Genomic DNA, 16,360 nt, shown 5'->3' with positions numbered 1-16,360 from the left:
CAAGCGCTTCGGGCATATTCCAGCGCGAAGGAGTACCCGTGCGGCATACTGTGCGACGCTCGCTTCGGGGAGTCGAACAGGCGGCGCCACCGGGTCGCACTGCGCTCTGAGCCACTCGCATCTCACACAAGGTACCGGAGCGGGCCGTCGACTCCGGGCCGTAACGGGCCACACGGAGGACACGAGCGGATATCAACGCTCCGTGATCACGGGATGCCACGATCCGCGACATCCCCACGGGCATATTCGGCGACACCGCAGCCAGGCGGCCCGTCAGGCCGTTCCGGCCACCAGGGCGGCCGCCAGAGTCTCCTCACTCTCCGTGATTCCGCCCGCACGTTGGGTTCGAACCCATGCGCGTTTCAGATGCAGATGGACCTCGGACTCCCAGGTGAAGCCCATGCCGCCGTGCACCTGGAGACAGTCGCGGGCGCCGTGCACGGCGGCCTCGTCGGCGAGCAGGCGGGCGGCTGCGATGTCGACCGGGTCGGCGGTGACGGCCGCCGCGTACACCGCCGCGCGGGCCGTCTCCGACCGGACCAGCATCCCGGCGCACAGATGTGCCACCGCCTGGAAGGCCCCGACGGGCCGGCCGAACTGCTCGCGCGCCCGGGCGTGTTGCACCGCCAGTTCGCAGACGCGGGCGGCCGTGCCGAGCTGCTCGGCGGCGGTGAGGAGGACGGCGTCGGGATCCGGGTCCGCCGCCGCACCGCCGGGCACGCGGCGCAGCGGCGTCAGGGGGTCGAGGGAGCGCATCGGCACGGCTCCGGCGGCGTCGCCGCGTACGACGTCGGCCTGCGCCGGCCACTCCACGAGCCCGCCGTACACGGCCGAGACGACCGTCTCCCCGGTGGCGGCTCCCGGCACCGCACCGGCCGCGAGATGGGTGGCGACCAACGGCCCGGGCAGCAGGGCCCGCCCCGCCTCCTCGAACACCAACACCGCCTCCGGCAGCCCGAGTCCCACCCCGCCCTCCGACTCAGGCAACCGCAACGCGAAGAACCCGGCCTCCCCCAGCGCCCGCCACACCCCCCGGTCGAGGCGCTCGGGGCCCTCCACAGCCCTCCGCAGCGCCTCCCCGTCGAAGCGCCGCGCGAGCAGCTGCCGCGTCCCGTCCCGCAGCGCCCGCTGCTCGTCCGTCAACCGGAAGCGCACGGTCACCGTCCCTTCGGCAGGCCGAGGATCCGCTCGGCGATGATGCTGTGCTGGATCTGCGAGGTGCCGGCCGCGATGGTGTACGACAGGGAGGAGAGGCGGTCGAGCGTCCAGGGGCGGTCCAGGTCGAGGCAGTCGGCGCCCAGCACCTCGGCGGCGGCGTCGTAGAGCTGCTGGCGGGCGTGCGAGTACCGCAGCTTGAAGACCGAGCCTCCGACGCCCGGCACCCCGCCCGAAGCCTGAGCCGCGCTCACGTTCCACTGGGTCAGCCGCCACAGCGCCCGGAACTCGGCGTTGAGCCTGCCCAGGCGGCGCCGGAGCGCCGGGTCGTCCCAGCGGCCGTTCCCGCGGGCCTCGGCAGCCAGTTCGCCCAGGACGCGGCGGCAGGCGACGACCTCGCCGGCGAAGGCCGTGCCGCGTTCGAAGGACAGCGTCACCATGGTCACGCGCCAGCCGTCGTTCTCGTCCCCGACCCGGTTCTCCGCCGGCACCCGCACCTCGTCGAGGAAGACCTCGGCGAACTCGGCCGACCCGGCGAGCGTGCGCAGCGGCCGTACGGTGATGCCGGGCGCGTCCATGGGCATGGCCAGCCAGGTGATGCCCCGGTGCCTGGGGGCCTCCGGTTCGGTGCGGACCAGCAGTTCGCACCAGTCGGCGACTTCCGCGTGGGACGTCCAGATCTTGGAGCCGGTCACCACGTAGTCGTCGCCGTCGCGCCACGCGCGCGTGCGCAGGGCCGCGAGGTCGGAGCCGGCGTCCGGCTCGCTGAAGCCCTGGCACCAGACCTCGTCGCCGCGCAGGATCGGCGGCAGCCAGCGTGCCCGTTGTCCGTCCGTGCCCTCGGCGGCGATCGTCGGCCCGGCGTGCAGCAGCCCCACGAAGTTGGCTCCCACGTAGGGCGCGCCCGCCTTCTCCGTCTCCTCCAGGAAGATCAGCCGGATGGCCGGGGAGGCGTCCCAGTGGACGTCGGCGTACCCGGCGTCGTGGAGCCTGCGCTGCCAGCCGAGATCGTAGGCCCGCCGCCCGGGCCAGTCGTCGGGGGACGGCTCGGCCGGGAGGCCGGGGAGCGTCTTCGCGAGCCACTCCCGCAGCCGGGCCCGGAACTCCTCCTCTTCTGGGGTGTCCGACAGGTCCATCAGCGGTCGAGGTCCAGGTCCAGCATCCGGATGGCGTTGCCCCGCATCAGCTTGTAGACCGTCTCGTCGTCGAGGCCCTTGACGTGGTCGAGGGCGACCTCCTTGGTGTGCGGGAAGGTCGAGTCGACGTGCGGGTAGTCGGTCTCGAAGGTGGCGTTGTCGCGGCCGACGGCATCGATCGACGCCACTCCGTGCTTGTCGCGGAAGAAGCAGCAGAAGATCTGCCGGTAGTAGTACGTGGACGGCGGCTCGGGGATCGTGTCGCGGACGCCGCCCCAGGCGCGGTGCTCCTCCCAGACGTCGTCGGCGCGCTCCAAGGCGTAGGGGACCCACCCCATCTGCCCCTCGCTGTAGGCGAGTTTGAGGCGCGGGAACTTCACCAGGACCCCGCTGAAGAGGAAGTCCATCATCGAGGCCATCGCGTTGTTGAAGCTGAGCGAGGCCTGGACGGCGGGCGGGGCGTCCGGGGATGCGGCCGGCATCTGGGACGAGGACCCGATGTGCATGTTGACGACCGTCCCGGTCTCCTGGCAGACCGCGAAGAACGGGTCCCAGTAGCCGGAGTGGATGGACGGCAGCCCGAGGTGCGTGGGGATCTCGGAGAAGGTCACCGCCTTCACCCCGCGCGCGGCGTTGCGCCGGATCTCGGCGACCGCCAGTCCGACGTCCCACAGCGGGATCAGGCACAGCGGGATGAGCCGCCCGCCGCTGTCCCCGCACCACTCCTGAACCATCCAGTCGTTGTAGGCGCGCACGCAGGCCAGGGCGACCTCCTTGTCGTGCGCCTCGGCGAAGGTCTGGCCGCAGAAACGGGGGAAGGAGGGGAAGCAGAGACTGGCCTCGACATGGTTGAGGTCCATGTCCTCCAGCCGTGCCTTGGGGTCCCAGCAGCCGCGCCGCATCTCGTCCCGGGTGATGCCCTCCAGGGTCATCTGGTCCCGGTCGAAGCCGACGGCGGCGATGTTGCGCTTGTACGGGAACTTCAGGTCCTCGTAGATCCACCAGTCGGTGGGCTGGCCGTCCGGATCCATCGTGATCCGGTACTTGCCGCCGATGTAGGCGAGTTCACCGATCCCGGCGGTCAGCGCCTTGGGGCCGCGGTCGCGGTACTTGGCCGGCAGCCACGTCTCGAAGAGGTGGGCCGGCTCGATCACGTGGTCGTCGACGCTGATGATGCGGGGCAGTTCGGTCGCCATGGGTCCCCTCCGCCGGACGGTACTTATCTGATGCAGCGTCAGATAGCATCCCACCTGACGACCCGTCAGCCAAGGAGCCAGGGGGCAGACGTGAACGACACCCCGCACGCCCTGAGTTCGTCCCGCACCCTGTGGGAGCTGGTCACCCGGCGCGCCGCCCTCACCCCCGACCGTCCGCTCTTCTTCCAGGACGACCGGCCCGAAGGGCGCACGCTCACCTTCGGCGGCCTGCGCGCGCGTGCCGAGCGGGTCGCGGCCGGCCTGTACGGCATGGGCGTACGCCCCGGCACGGTGGTCGCCTGGCAGCTGCCCACCCGCATCGAGACGGCCCTGCTCTCCTTCGCGCTGGCCCGCCTCGGCGCCGTGCAGACCCCGGTGATCCCCTTCTACCGGGACCGCGAGGCCGGCTTCGCGCTGCGCGAGTCGAAGGCGGAGTTCCTCGCGGTGCCGGGCGAGTGGCGGGGCTTCGACCACACGGCGATGGCCCGTCGGCTGGGCGCGAAGGGCGTCTTCGAGGCCTACGACGACCTGCCCGACGGCGATCCGTCCGTACTGCCTCCCCCGCCCTCCGACGGCACCGCCGTCCGCTGGATCTACTGGACGTCCGGCACGACCTCCGCCCCCAAGGGCGTGCTGCACACGGACCGTTCGCTGCTCGCGGGCGGCTCCTGCCTCGCCCACGCCCTGCGGCCCTCGGCGGACGACGTGGGGTCGATCGCCTTCCCCTACGCCCACATAGGCGGGCCCGACTACACGGTGATGCTGCTGCTGTACGGCTTCCCGGCGGTGCTGTTCGAGCAGTTCGCGCTGCCCGACGCGCTGGAGGGCTACCGGCGGCACGGGGTGACGGTGGCGGGCGGCTCGACGGCGTTCTACTCGATGTTCCTGGCGGAGCAGCGGAAGCAGCCGGGCGTTCCGGTCGTACCCTCACTGCGGCTGCTGGCGGGGGGCGGGGCGCCCAAGCCGCCGGAGCTCTACCACGCCGTCGTACGCGAGATGGGCGTGCAGCTCACCCACGGCTACGGCATGACCGAGGTGCCGATGATCACCATGGGCGCGCCGGACGACACCCCCGAGCTGCTGGCGACGACCGAGGGGCGCCCACCGGAGGGGATGGAGATACGGATCGTGGACGGGGAGGTGCGGCTGCGCGGGGAGGCCGTGTGCCGGGGATATCTGGATCCGGGGCAGACGGCGGAGGCCTTCGACGAGGACGGGTTCCTGCGCACCGGCGACCTCGGGCGTCTCACGGAGACCGGGCACCTGGTCCTCACCGGCCGGCTGAAGGACGTGATCATCCGCAAGGGCGAGAACATCTCGGCCCAGGAGATCGAGGACCTGCTGCACCGGCATCCGGCGGTCGGGGACGTGGCGGTGGTCGGGCTGCCGGACGCGGCGCGCGGGGAGCTGGTGTGCGCGGTGGTGGAACGGCCCCCGGGAGCCGGGACCCTGACGCTCGCGGACGTGACCGCCTTCCTGCGCGCGGAGGGACTGTCCGTGCACAAGCTGCCGGAGCGGCTGGAGGTGGTGGACGCCCTTCCGCGGGGCGAGACCCTGCGGAAGGTGCTGAAGTACAAGCTGCGCGAGCGCTATTCGGGCACGTGACGCTCTTCGCGCACGTGGCCGTATCCGCGCGGGTGACCCTATTCGGGCACGGTGAAGTAGCGGGCGAAGGCGGACACGACCTCGGCCTCGCCGACCTTCCCGTCACCGTCCGCGTCGAGCGTGGCGGCGGCCGGGCCGGCGACGTCCTCGGGGACGCCGAGGCACTTCAGGACGCGGGCGGCCTCCTCGACCGTCGCCGCGCCGTCACCGTCGGTGTCGGCGACGTCCAGGGACGCGTGCAGGAAGGGGCGGGCGATCTCGGCGAAGCGGTCGGGGTTGTCGCGCAGTCGCTTGACCGCGCCGTTGACGAACTCCTCGCGCGTGATGCGCTGGTCGCCGTCGCGGTCCGCTATCCCGGCCATGCCCTGCCAGAAGCCCTCGGCGCCGCCGTAGAGCGCCTGCCCCTTGTCGGACCGGGCCGCCACGGCGAACTCCGTGAGCAGGGCCTTGGCCGCGCCGTAGAAGTCCTCGCGGTCGATGTAGCCGTTGCCGTCCTGGTCGAAGGTGGCGAACCGGGCGGCGATCCTGCGCTCGTACTCGCTGCTGACCATGTCTCTTTCGGGCCGCCTTACGTCAGGTGGGGTGCGTCTCGCTGGGAGCGTACGACGGAGGGGGCCGTTCGGGCTCGGGAAAACGTCACTTGTGCCAAGACCGGGGGAATTCCGGGACAACGGCGTGTCGGAACGGCAACCCTCGTCCTACCGTGCGTCACCGGCCCCTCACGCGGACAGGGGTTCGCCCTCGTCGGCCAGGGCCGCGTCCACATCGCCGTACACGTCGAACAGCCTGCGGACGCCCAGCGCGCCGAGGACCCGGTTGACATGCGACCCGTCGGCCGCGCCCCGGGCGGGCAGCACCAGCCGCAGCCGGCCCTGGCAGGAGCGGATCAGACGGCGGGCGGCGATGAGGACGCCGACGCCGCTGGAATCGCAGAAGAACACCTCGGACAGGTCGAGGACGAGACAGTGGTGCCCCTCGGCCACCGCGTCGTGCACGCGCTGCCGCAGCACCGGCGACGTCACCAGATCCAGCTCGCCCGACACCTGGAGCACGGCCCATTCGCCCTGCTCGCCGCCGGTCACTTTGAAGGTCACCACCACGCCCTTCGATCGCCAAAACGGAAGCAGTCCCTACGCTTCCTTGAGCGCGGCTGCCCAGCGGCCGTTCCCTGAAACACAACCCGAAAAACGGATCCCCCGCAGAAGAGGCTTGTTTTAGTCGACTTCGTTCCTGTTCGATCGTCTTCAGTCAGGTCTGATCGGAGGACGGATGGGTAGTCGCGGCCTGACGGCACCCGGCACGAGCGCCGGTGGTCCCCCTACCACCTGCGGCCGGTCAGGGGGCGCACATTGCCACAAAGGGGCGTGCGTTACCGGACGTGCGGACTACATTCGGGGAGACGTCGGCCACAGGCTGGACAGGGCACGGGCGCGGCACATGAGCAGGGGGTGAGGGAGCCGCATGGCGAAAAAGGACGTACCGCCTCGCTGGGACCGCAAGATGCAACAGCGGCTCGCCCGCGGGGAGGCCGCCGCCCTCGGTGAGCTCTACGACCGGTTCGCCTCCCTCGTGCACGGCCTCGCCCACCGCGTCCTCGGCGACGAGCGCGCCGCCGACGGCATCACACGCGAGGTCTTCATCCACGTCTGGGAGCATCCGGACGCCTACGACCCCAAACAAGGCCCTTTGCGCACCTGGGTGGCCACGCTGACCCACCGCCTGGCGGTCCAGCGCCTGCGCACCACCGAGACCGCCGCCCTCGCCCTCGAGGGCTCGGGCACCCTTGAGGAACTGGAGCACAAGGTGCGCCGGGCCTCGGTCGCCGCCCGCGCCGACTACATCGTCCAGTCCATGCCGGTCCCGCTGCGCTCGGCCCTGGAGCGGGCCTACTTCCAGCGCCGCGACTACCGCCAGACCGCCACCGACCTCGGCATCACCGAAGACGAGGCCCGCCGCCGTCTCCGCCTGGGCCTGCAACTCCTGTCCACCGCCCACGACTCCGGGGCACCCGGCGCACCGCCCGGACACGGGGGTGCGGTGTGAACGGGCCGGACCGGTTCGAGGCCTGCGACGGAGCGGGCGGTGACGGGCACGGGGAGGGTGACGGGCAGGAGCCCGGGCGTCCGCCTCGGATCCCCACCCCGCGGACCTCCGTCGAGGACAGCGGGCTGCCGTTGCCCGTGCTGGAGGAGTCCGGCGACGCGCCGGCGCCGCCCCTGCGGCCCGTGTTCGAGCACCCCGTGCTGAAGGCCCTGCTCGGCGCCTGGGCGCTGGCCGCGTGCTCGGCGGAGGAGGCCACGGCCGTCGAGGAGCACCTCGGCGAGTGCGGCGCGTGTGCCGACGAGGCGCGGCGGCTGCGCGAGGCGGTCGGGCTGCTGCAACGCCCCGACAGCCTCGACCTGGACCCGGGCCTGCGCACGCGGGTCCTGGGGGCCTGCCTGGAGCGCCGCCCGCCGCGTATCCCGGTGCCGGACTGGGCCGCCGCGTACGACGCCGAGACCGCGCGCCTGGACGCCCTGCTCCAGGACTTCGGCGACGCCGAGTGGCACGCGCCGGTACGGCTGCGCTGGTTCCGGGCCGACGAGGCCACGAGCCGCCGTACCACCGTCGCCGGTGTCATCGCGCATCTGCTCAGCGTGGACGGGCTGGTGGCGGTCGCGCTGGGCCTCGACGACCCGCTCGGCGACGTCACGTCCCGGCGCCCGACGCCGGCGGCCCGCACCGAGGCGTACTGGAGCGCCTCCCACTTCCCGCCCACCCGTGCCGTGCGGGCGCCCTGGCGGGAGCAGAGCCACGGCATCGTCCGCACGGCGTCCTTCACGGGCAGCGGCGTCGGCGGCCTGCCGGTGCCGTACGGCGACTTCGAGCTGCCCCTGCACGACGCGATGCTCGACCGGGCCTTCGAGTGCTGGGTGCACGCGGAGGACATCGCGGACGCGGTCGACTACCCGTACGACCCGCCCTCGCCGCGCCATCTGCACCGCATGATCGACCTGGCCGCCCGCATGCTGCCGGACGTCCTGGCCCACCGCCGCCGCAACGGCCTGGCGGCACCCGCCCACCACCGTCACCTCGTGACGGCGGGCGAACCGGGCCGCAGCCTCCGCCTGGAGATCGAGGGCTCGGGCGGCGGCGAGTGGCTGATCCCCCTCGACTCCCCCGCGGCCAAAGGCTCCGCCGACCACGAGGTGGCCCACGTGGCGCTGGACGGCGTCGAGTTCTGCCGCCTCGCAGCGGGCCACGTGCCGCCGCAGGAGGCGGCAGCGGGCCAGATGGGAGACAAGGACGCGATCAGGGACGTCCTGTTCGCAGCCGCGTCACTGAGCAGGATGTAGGAACCGGGTCCCCAGGCCGACACGCCCTAGGCGAAGATCACCGTGCGTCGCCCGTTGAGCAGAATCCTCCGCTCGGCGTGCCACTTCACGGCCCGGGCCAGCGCCTGGCACTCCACATCGCGCCCGATCGCGACCAGCCCCTCCGGCGTCACGTCGTGCCCCACGCGCTCGACCTCCTGCTCGATGATCGGCCCCTCGTCGAGATCGGCCGTCACGTAGTGAGCGGTCGCCCCGATCAGCTTCACGCCCCGGGCGTGAGCCTGGTGATACGGCTTCGCCCCCTTGAAGCTCGGCAGGAACGAGTGGTGGATGTTGATGATCCGCCCGGCCAGCGCCTTGCACAGGTCGTCCGACAGCACCTGCATGTACCGGGCGAGGACGACCAGCTCGACACCCTCCTCACGCACGATGTCGAGCAGCCGGGCCTCACCCTCGGACTTCGTGTCCTTCGTCACCGGAATGTGGTGGAAGGGGATGTTGTAAGAGTCCACCAGCTCCGCGAAGTCCGTGTGGTTGGACACCACGCCCGCGATCTCCACCGGCAGCGCCCCGGTCCGCGCCCGGAACAGCAGATCGTTCAGGCAGTGCCCGAACTTGCTGACCATCAGCAGGATGCGCATCTTCTCGTCGGCCCGGTTGATCTGCCAGTCCATCTGGAAGGAGTCACCGATCGCCGCGAAGCTGGCCCGCAGCTTGTCCAGGGTCACCGGCGCGTCCGCCGAGAAGTGGACGCGCATGAAGAACAGTCCCGTGTCGTGGTCGCCGAACTGCTGGCTGTCCTCGATGTTGCAGCCGGTCATGAACAGATAGCTCGACACGGCGTGCACGATGCCCTTCCTGTCCGGACAGGAGAGGGTGAGGACGTACTGGTCGGCCGGGGTCTCGGCGCGGGTGGACTGCTCGTTCATGCAGGACAGGTTCCCACAAGCACCGACACGACCGGCAATCGTCCCGCTAGGGCCTGTCGTTTGGATCAGGTCGCGGGGAATCGACGGCATCTCGTCAGCGCCGGTGAGCGGGGCCTGGTGCGTGCAGCTGCAAGGCGGAGGAGGGAGTCAACGCGATGGGGGCACCGCCCGCGCGAGCGAAGCCGAGCGTGGGGGAGTTGGCGACTGACGACAACGCCGCAGACGCGCGTGCCAGGCCCCGCGTCTGCGACCTGATCCAAACGACAGGCCCTAGGCGGACCTCGTCATGATCCGCAGTACGTCGAGGCTGCGCGGTGGCGTGTCCGGGTCCTCGCCGTCGCTCGCGGCCAGCCGCACATGCGCGTCGCGGGCCGCCCGGACCGCCTCGGGCCACGACTGGTGCTCGAGGTACGTGGCGACCGGAGCGTCCGGCCCGACCTGGTGCATGATCCGCAGCACCCGCAGCACGGCCGTGTCGACGAGGGCCGCCTCCTGAGAGTCGCGGAAGATCGTGCCGACGTACTTCTCGGCGGACCAGTGGTCCAGCCAGGTGTCCTCGACCAGCCGGTACACCGCGTCGGTCACGTCGCCGTAGCCGTCCACGCCGGCCAGCCAGACATCCCGCTGGAACACGGGGTCGGAGAGCATGTGCAGCGCCGAGCGCACGTTGCTGCGCCAGCGCCACCACGGCATGTCATTGACGGGCATGCCGCCCATGGTGGATGAGCGACGGCCACGACGGGAAGAGTTCTCCGAAGCTTGCACGGTCATCGATCGTACGTTCCCCTCCACATCGGTCACACAGACCCCTGCAATTCACCTGTGCGTCACCAATTGTTGACCAGACATCACTCACCGGTTAGTCATGTGGCGGAATCGTGCGTAGCCATGACCGGCAGGCGACGCAACCGCAGCACATTCCTCCCCGGCCTCCTCACCCATCACGCCAGAAACGGCGTCCTCTCCGCGGGCACGGCGGTCGCGTGCGCGGCTCTCGTCGCCGGCTGTGGGGTCGTCCCCGGCACCACGGGGGATGCCGGGGCCGCCCCGATCACCGTCATGACCTGGGCGCCACAGGACACCAAGGCCACCAACAAGCCCGGAATGCCCGCCTTCGCCCGCGCCTACGCCCGCTGGGTCAACTCCAAGGGCGGGATCAACGGCCGCAAGCTCAACGTGCTGACCTGCAACGACCACAACGACAGCGTGGCCGCCGCCAAGTGCGCCCGACGGGCGGCCAAGGAGAACGTCGTCGCGGTCGTAGGATCCTACAGCCAGTACGCCGACTCCTTCTTCCCGTCCCTGGAGGGCGCGGGCATCCCGTACATCGGCGGCTACGGCATCACCAACGCCGAGTTCACCAGCCCCCTGTCCTACCCCGTCAACGGTGGCCAGCCCGCGCTGCTCGCCGGTCTCGGCAGCGCCCTCGCCGACTGCGGGCCGGTCTCGCTGATCCGGCCCGACACCATCGCGGGCGACCAGCTGCCCCCGCTGCTCGACTCCGGCCTGAAGACGGGCGGGCACCCGCCCGCCAGGGACCAGCGGGCGGCGGAGGACGCCACCGAGTACGACGGCCACGCCGACCTGGCGCTGCGGACGACGACCACGGGCTCGGAGAACGAGGGGTGCGTGGTGCCGGCGCTCGGGGACCGCAACAGCACCTTCATGGACTCCTTCCGGCGGGCCCGCGAGGAGTACCCCGACGTACGGACGGCCACCGTGCTCGGCAGCGTCGACCAGACGGTGATCGACGCGACCGGCGGGGCGTCGGGTCCCTACGAGGGCTCGTACATCACCGGCTGGTACCCGGTGGCGAGCGATCCCCGCTGGGACGCGATGAAGCGGGTGATCAAGGAGGAGGCCTTCGGCGACAACCGCATCGACCCCGCGGACGCCGGAGTGCAGACGACGTGGATCGCCTACAGCGTGTTCCACAAGGTCGTGGAGTCGCTCGGCGACGGGGAGGTGACCGCCGACACGGTCACGGAGGCCCTCGACGACGGCCTCGGGATCAGCACGGGCGGGCTCACGCCGACGCTTCGGTGGCAGTTCCAGGGCAAGCTCGCCTCCGTCGGCTTCCCGCGCCTGGTCAACGCCGACGTGACCCTTCAGGTGGTGCGGGAGGGACGGCTGGTGTCGGCGCGGAGGGGCTTCGTCGACACGACGCGGACGCTGGAGAACGCCGACGTGAACTACTGAGCCCCGGCTCGGCGGTTCACGCCCGCACCGGATCTCCTCACAGCTGCGTCGGCTGCCGCTCGGTCAGGCCGTAGGTCTTGGCGATGCCGTTCCACAGCCGGGCCGCCTTGGCCTTCTCGGCACTCGCGACACCGCTGGCCCGGTTGCCGGCCTGCGTCTGGCCGGTGACGCGGGCCTGGCCCTTCTTGCAGCCCTTCTTGCCCGCGGTCTGGTCGGCCCAGGCCGCGTAGTGGTTGTCGGCCGAGGCCGAGGCCTGCCACGCCTTGGTGAGGGCGGTGGTCAGCGCGGCGTGGTCGGGCAGCTTGTCGACCGTGACGCCGGAGAGCCGGGTGACCAGCTGGTTGCGCTGCTTGGCAGCGTCGCGCAGGTCCTTGGCGGCCTGGGCGAGGTTGTCGCAGCCCTTCACGTCGGCCACCGCGTTGATCACGGTGCTGCGGCTGTCGCCGCTGTCGGCGAGCAGCTTGTCCAGCTCGACCGCCTGCGCGCGGGCCGGGTCGGCGGACGGAGAGGCGGAACCCTCCGTCGCGGGAGCCGAGGCGGCCACGGTCTTGTTGTCGCCGCCTTCGTCGTCACCGCCTCCGCCGCCCGCGAGCAGCGCGCCCGCACCGACGCCGAGGACGGCGATGCCGATGCCGACGGCCGCGATGACCGGCACGCGAGAGCCGGAACGGCCAGCCCGACCGGACCGGCCGCCGCCGGAGTGGTCGCCGCCGGAGTGGCCGCCGCCGGGCGGGGCGTAGGAGGGCTGGGACTGCGGCTGGGGCTGCTCGAAGCGGGGCATCTGCTGGGTGGCCGCGGCCGGGCTCTCGGCGCCGGGCTCGCTGCGGAAGAGGTTCTCGAACCCGGCGGGCGGCTGCTGGTCCCCGGCGGCCACCGGCGCGATGTACTGCGTCGCCTCGGCGTCCGGGTTCGAGGCGGGCGGCAACGGCCCGGTCCCCAGGAACCGCGTCGCCTCGGAGTCCTGCTCGGCGGGCATCTCGGGCGGCAGCGCGCCAGGGCCCACCGGGGGTATGTACTGCGTCGCCCCCTCGTCGGCGGGGGTGGCGGCGACGGGCGGCAGATACTGGGTCGCCCCCTCGTCGGCGGCCGGGGGCAGCGGCACACGTCCGGCGGCGGACCCGGGCCCGTCGGAGACCGGCGGCTGCGGACCGCCCGCGGCAGCGGACCCGTACGCATCGCTCTGCCGGGGCGGCTGGCCGCCGGCGGACCCGTACGCACCGGAGGCCGGAGGCTGACCGCCCCCGTCGAGGGATCCGTACGCGTCGGATTGCCGGGGCGTCTGCCCGCCGGCGGGGCCGGGCCCGTACGCGTCAGCTTGCTGCGGCGACTGCCCGCCCGCAGGACGGGCCCCGTACGCGTCGGCCTGCTGAGGCGACTGCCCGCCGGCAGGACCGGTCCCGTACCCGCCGGCTCCCTGGGAGCCCACTGCCCCGGCGGCGGGGTTGTACGCGTCAGGCTGCTGGGGCGGCTGTCCGCCTGCCGGGCCGGTCCCGTACCCGCCGCTGCCCTGAGGGCCCGGCGCCCCGGCGGAGGAGTTGTACGCGTCAGGCTGCTGCGGCGACTGCCCGCCGGCAGGCCCGGCCCCGTACCCACCGACTCCCTGAGGGCCCGGCGCCCCGGCAGAGGAGTTGTACGCGTCGGCCTGCTGGGGCGGCTGTCCACCTGCCGGACCGGCCCCGTACCCACCGGCTCCCTGAGGGCCCGGCGCCCCGGCGGAGGAGTTGTACGCGTCAGCGCCCTGCGGCAGCGAACCACCCCCGCCGGCGGGCCCATAGGCGCCCCCGGAGGCCGGAGGCAGGACGCCTCCGGCGGGAGAGCCGTACGGGCCGGTCTGCTGCGGCGGCTGCCCGCCCTCCGGAGGCAGCGGGGCGCCACCCGTGGGCGGCCCGTACGGGCCGGCGTACGGGTTCGGGGGCTGGGTGCCCTCCGGGGGCAGGGCGCCCTGGCCCGGTGTGCCGGGAGTGGAGTGCTGGGCGTCCCATGACGGTGCCTGGGGCGGCGGGGACTGCCAGCCCTCGCCCGGCTGCACGGACGGGGCCTGCTGGTCGGGGCCCCACGGCTGGCCCCAGGTCTGGCCCTCGGCGGGGGCGGAGGCCGGGGCCTGGCCGGTCGGGGGCGGGCCGGACCGGCGGCCGGAGGGCGCGTCACCGGGTCCGCCCGTCATGCCCGGCAGCAGGGGCTCGCCACCGTCGGAGGGCAGCACGATGCCTTCGCGCGCGGGGCGCGCCGAGGGCTCCTCGCCCTGTCCACTCTGCGTCACCGGGACTCCTACTAATGGGGGACCTTGTGAATCGTCGGGTCACGCTACCGGGTCCCCGGAGCCCGGTGCCACGCAGCACAGGGCGAGACCTCCTGCCCTGTGAGCGCGGTAACAAAACCGGGTCACGGCACGCCGCTCATGTCACCTCCCGCGCGTCAAGCGGCCGTTTCCCCACGTTCACGCTTTCGCTGACCTTGTGTTCACGCCGCCGCCTGGAGGTCCAGCCGCGCCCCGAACTCCCTGACCACCGCCTCGTCCCGGTACGGCTCCAGCCGCTGCTGGAAGTCCTCCAGATACTCGGCGCCCCGGTTGGAGCGCAGCCCCTCCAGCAGTTCGACGGCCTTCATGCCCGTGGTGCACGCCTCTTCGATCTCACGCTGCTGCACCTGCGCAGTGGCCAACAGCACATAACCGATGGCCCGGCGGCGCGCCCGCGTCTCGGGGTGCCCGGCCAGCGACTCCTGCGCACACCGCGCCGCCGCCTCGGCCTGTCCCAGATCCCGGTGGCAGTGGGCCAACTCGTCGGCGAGATAGGCCTCGTCGAAGTGCGCGATCCACGCCGGGTCGTCCCCGGCGGCCGGGTCGGCCGCCTCCAGGGCGCTCACCGCGCGCCCGGCGGCGGTCTGGGCGGCGCGCGCGTCGCCCATCAGGGCGTGGCCGCGCGCCTCCGCCGCGTGGAACATCGACTCCGCACGCGGTGTCACGCGCCCCCGCGCCCCCTCCTGCGCCGCCCGCGCCAACTGCGCGATCTCCCGCGGGTTTCCGAGCTGCGCGGCGAGGTGGCTCATGGAGGCGGCGAGCACGTACCCGCCGTAACCCCGGTCCCCGGCCGCCTGGGCGAGCCGCAGCGCCTGGATGTAGTAGCGCTGGGCCAGACCGGGCTGCCCCGTGTCCACGGCCATGTACCCGGCGAGCTCCGTCAGCCGGGCCACGGCGGCGAACAGCTCCCGCCCCACCGCCTCCCGGTACGACCCCGCCAGCAGCCCCGAGACGACGCTGTTGAGGTAGTGCACGACGACCGGCCGCACATGCCCGCTGCCGTACTGGTGGTCGAGATCCACCAGCGCCTGTGTCATGGCCCGCACGGCCTCCACGTCGGACTGCCCCACCCGCGGCCCGGCCGAGCGCGACACCTGCGCGTCCGGCACGGAGATCAGCCAGTCACGGCTGGGCTCGACCAGCGCGGACGCGGCGACGGAGGAGCCGGAAAGGAAGTCCCGCCGCCCCACGTCACTGCGCCACAACTCGCAGACCTGCTCGATGGCCCCCAGCACCGTCGGCGAGAACTGGAGACCGACGCCCGAGGCGAGGTTCTTGCCGTTGGCCATGCCGATCTCGTCGATCGTGACCGTACGGCCGAGCTTGCGGCCCAGCGCCTCGGCGATGATCGCCGGTGCCCGGCCCCGTGGCTGCTGCCCGCGCAGCCAGCGCGCCACCGACGTCTTGTCGTAGCGCAGGTCGAGGCCGTGCTCGGCCCCGCACATGTTGACCCGGCGGGCGAGGCCGGCGTTGGAACATCCGGCCTCCTGGATGAGCGCCTGGAGCCGTTCGTTCGGCTGCCGGGCGACGAGCGGCCTTGCGGCCATGGCGTACCCCCTGTGGCTACGGTGCCTGCCCACGCACCGAGTTGACGTGCCTTCCGCGGCCGAGCCCTTTCACGTCCCGGCGAAGAGATCCGGCCGTGAAGATCAATGCCCCGCCGACCAGGCGAAAATGCGAGGCATGTGAGGATTGCCGGGGTAACGGCTGTTGCCGGCCCCCCTCGTGGCTACCCAGCTCCGGCCGCGGTTCCTCCTGCGCGCCCCCGCACATGCACCCATGCGCCCCGACCACAGGGACGGTGCTCCTCCCCGCGCACGCGGGTGGGCGTAACCCCTGGTGACGACCAGAGTTGTGTTCATCGTGGAAGAGACGATCGCCGGCACCGAAGCCGCTCAGATCCCGAAGCAGCGCGGGGAATCGCTGCTGGAGACCGCTGTTCGCTACGCCGAGGAGCGCCACTGGGACGTGTTCCCCGGCACCTGGCTGGAAGCCGCCGACGGCGCTCAGCGCTGCTCCTGCGGTGACGCCGCGTGCCCGGCGCCCGGGTCGCACCCGGCGCGTCCGGACTGGGAGTCGCAGGCGACGGGCAGCGCGACCGTCGCGCGGCGGATGTGGCAGAAGCAGCCGACGGCGTCGATCCTGCTGCCGACGGGGCGTACCTTCGATGCGATCTCCGTGCCGGAGACCGCCGGGTTCCTCGCGCTGGCGCGGATGGAGCGGATGGAGCTGACGCTCGGGCCGGTGACGCTCACGCCGGATCGGCGGATGGAGTTCTTCGTGCTGCCGGGGGCGGCTGTGAAGGTGCCTGATCTGGTGCGGAAGCTGGGGTGGTCGTTGTCGTCGCTGGATCTGACGGTGCTGGGCGAGGGCGCGTATGTGGCTGCGCCGCCCACGCGGTTCGGGTCTCGGGGGGCTGTGCAGTGGGCCTGCCGGCCTACGCCTGCGAACCGGTGGCTGCCGGACGCGGAGGAGTTGATCTCGCCCTTGGCCTATGCGTGCGGCAGGGATCGGTAAGCGCCTGTTC

The 16,360-nt window shown here is 72.4% G+C and carries 14 protein-coding genes; 5 read left to right on the top strand and 9 right to left on the bottom strand.

The window, feature by feature from the left end; all coding sequences use genetic code 11:
* Nucleotides 1-273 precede the first annotated feature (273 nt).
* The 3 genes from QC385_RS04950 to QC385_RS04940 are packed head-to-tail and all read right to left on the bottom strand — an operon-like array spanning nt 274 to nt 3,487.
* Complete coding sequence (locus tag QC385_RS04950) at nt 274-1,155, bottom strand: acyl-CoA/acyl-ACP dehydrogenase (protein ID WP_279540027.1); 882 nt, start codon at nt 1,153-1,155, stop codon at nt 274-276.
* 2 nt (nt 1,156-1,157) lie between these two features.
* Entirely contained in the window at nt 1,158-2,291 is a 1,134-nt protein-coding gene (locus tag QC385_RS04945; RefSeq protein WP_279540026.1) for an acyl-CoA dehydrogenase family protein, read from the bottom strand.
* Nucleotides 2,291-3,487, bottom strand: coding sequence for an amidohydrolase family protein (locus tag QC385_RS04940; protein ID WP_279540025.1), 1,197 nt, complete (start codon nt 3,485-3,487; stop codon nt 2,291-2,293). The genes QC385_RS04945 and QC385_RS04940 overlap by 1 nt, the downstream gene beginning before the upstream one ends.
* A gap of 90 nt (nt 3,488-3,577) precedes the next feature.
* Here QC385_RS04940 and QC385_RS04935 point away from each other — a divergent pair, with 90 nt between their 5' ends.
* Nucleotides 3,578-5,092 carry a class I adenylate-forming enzyme family protein gene (locus QC385_RS04935; RefSeq protein WP_279540024.1) on the top strand — a complete coding sequence of 505 codons (1,515 nt, stop codon included), beginning with the start codon at nt 3,578-3,580 and terminating at the stop codon, nt 5,090-5,092.
* 38 nt (nt 5,093-5,130) lie between these two features.
* Here QC385_RS04935 and QC385_RS04930 read toward each other — a convergent pair whose 3' ends face one another.
* The gene (locus QC385_RS04930; protein ID WP_279540023.1) at nt 5,131-5,643 is read right to left on the bottom strand and encodes an EF-hand domain-containing protein; all 513 of its coding nucleotides are present in this window, start codon (nt 5,641-5,643) and stop codon (nt 5,131-5,133) included.
* Nucleotides 5,644-5,811: 168 nt separating this feature from the next.
* Entirely contained in the window at nt 5,812-6,192 is a 381-nt protein-coding gene (locus tag QC385_RS04925) for an STAS domain-containing protein (RefSeq protein WP_086604412.1), read from the bottom strand.
* A 361-nt stretch (nt 6,193-6,553) separates the two neighbouring features.
* Between QC385_RS04925 and QC385_RS04920 the strand changes: the two genes are divergently transcribed.
* Both QC385_RS04920 and QC385_RS04915 read left to right on the top strand, forming a co-directional pair.
* The gene (locus QC385_RS04920) at nt 6,554-7,135 is read left to right on the top strand and encodes a sigma-70 family RNA polymerase sigma factor (protein ID WP_279540022.1); all 582 of its coding nucleotides are present in this window, start codon (nt 6,554-6,556) and stop codon (nt 7,133-7,135) included.
* The gene (locus QC385_RS04915; protein WP_279540021.1) at nt 7,132-8,427 is read left to right on the top strand and encodes a zf-HC2 domain-containing protein; all 1,296 of its coding nucleotides are present in this window, start codon (nt 7,132-7,134) and stop codon (nt 8,425-8,427) included. Before QC385_RS04920 ends, QC385_RS04915 begins: the two co-directional genes overlap by 4 nt.
* Before the next feature lie 26 nt (nt 8,428-8,453).
* On the opposite strand, the gene purU is transcribed toward QC385_RS04915, so the two are convergent.
* Nucleotides 8,454-9,335 carry a formyltetrahydrofolate deformylase gene (gene purU / locus QC385_RS04910; RefSeq protein WP_279540020.1) on the bottom strand — a complete coding sequence of 294 codons (882 nt, stop codon included), beginning with the start codon at nt 9,333-9,335 and terminating at the stop codon, nt 8,454-8,456.
* 270 nt (nt 9,336-9,605) lie between these two features.
* Entirely contained in the window at nt 9,606-10,106 is a 501-nt protein-coding gene (locus tag QC385_RS04905) for an SCO4402 family protein (protein WP_279540019.1), read from the bottom strand.
* 117 nt (nt 10,107-10,223) lie between these two features.
* On the opposite strand from QC385_RS04905, the gene QC385_RS04900 reads away from it, so the two are divergent.
* Nucleotides 10,224-11,534, top strand: a complete 1,311-nt coding sequence (locus tag QC385_RS04900) for an ABC transporter substrate-binding protein (RefSeq protein WP_279540018.1) — start codon at nt 10,224-10,226, stop codon at nt 11,532-11,534.
* 37 nt (nt 11,535-11,571) lie between these two features.
* Here the strand turns inward: QC385_RS04900 and QC385_RS04895 are convergent, their stop codons facing one another.
* Together QC385_RS04895 and QC385_RS04890 are read right to left on the bottom strand one after the other, a co-directional pair.
* Nucleotides 11,572-13,332: a hypothetical protein gene (locus tag QC385_RS04895; protein WP_279540352.1), complete on the bottom strand. Its 1,761-nt coding sequence runs from the start codon at nt 13,330-13,332 to the stop codon at nt 11,572-11,574.
* A 662-nt stretch (nt 13,333-13,994) separates the two neighbouring features.
* Nucleotides 13,995-15,380, bottom strand: coding sequence for a transcriptional regulator (locus tag QC385_RS04890; protein WP_279540017.1), 1,386 nt, complete (start codon nt 15,378-15,380; stop codon nt 13,995-13,997).
* A gap of 307 nt (nt 15,381-15,687) precedes the next feature.
* Here QC385_RS04890 and QC385_RS04885 point away from each other — a divergent pair, with 307 nt between their 5' ends.
* Entirely contained in the window at nt 15,688-16,350 is a 663-nt protein-coding gene (locus tag QC385_RS04885; protein ID WP_086849510.1) for a bifunctional DNA primase/polymerase, read from the top strand.
* The last annotated feature ends 10 nt before the right edge of the window (nt 16,351-16,360 follow it).

The organism is Streptomyces sp. DH10, from assembly GCF_029813805.1.
GTDB lineage: Bacteria > Actinomycetota > Actinomycetes > Streptomycetales > Streptomycetaceae > Streptomyces > Streptomyces coeruleofuscus.
The sequence above is the reverse complement of the archived record's forward strand: the minus strand, read 5'-3'. Positions and strand labels throughout refer to the sequence as shown.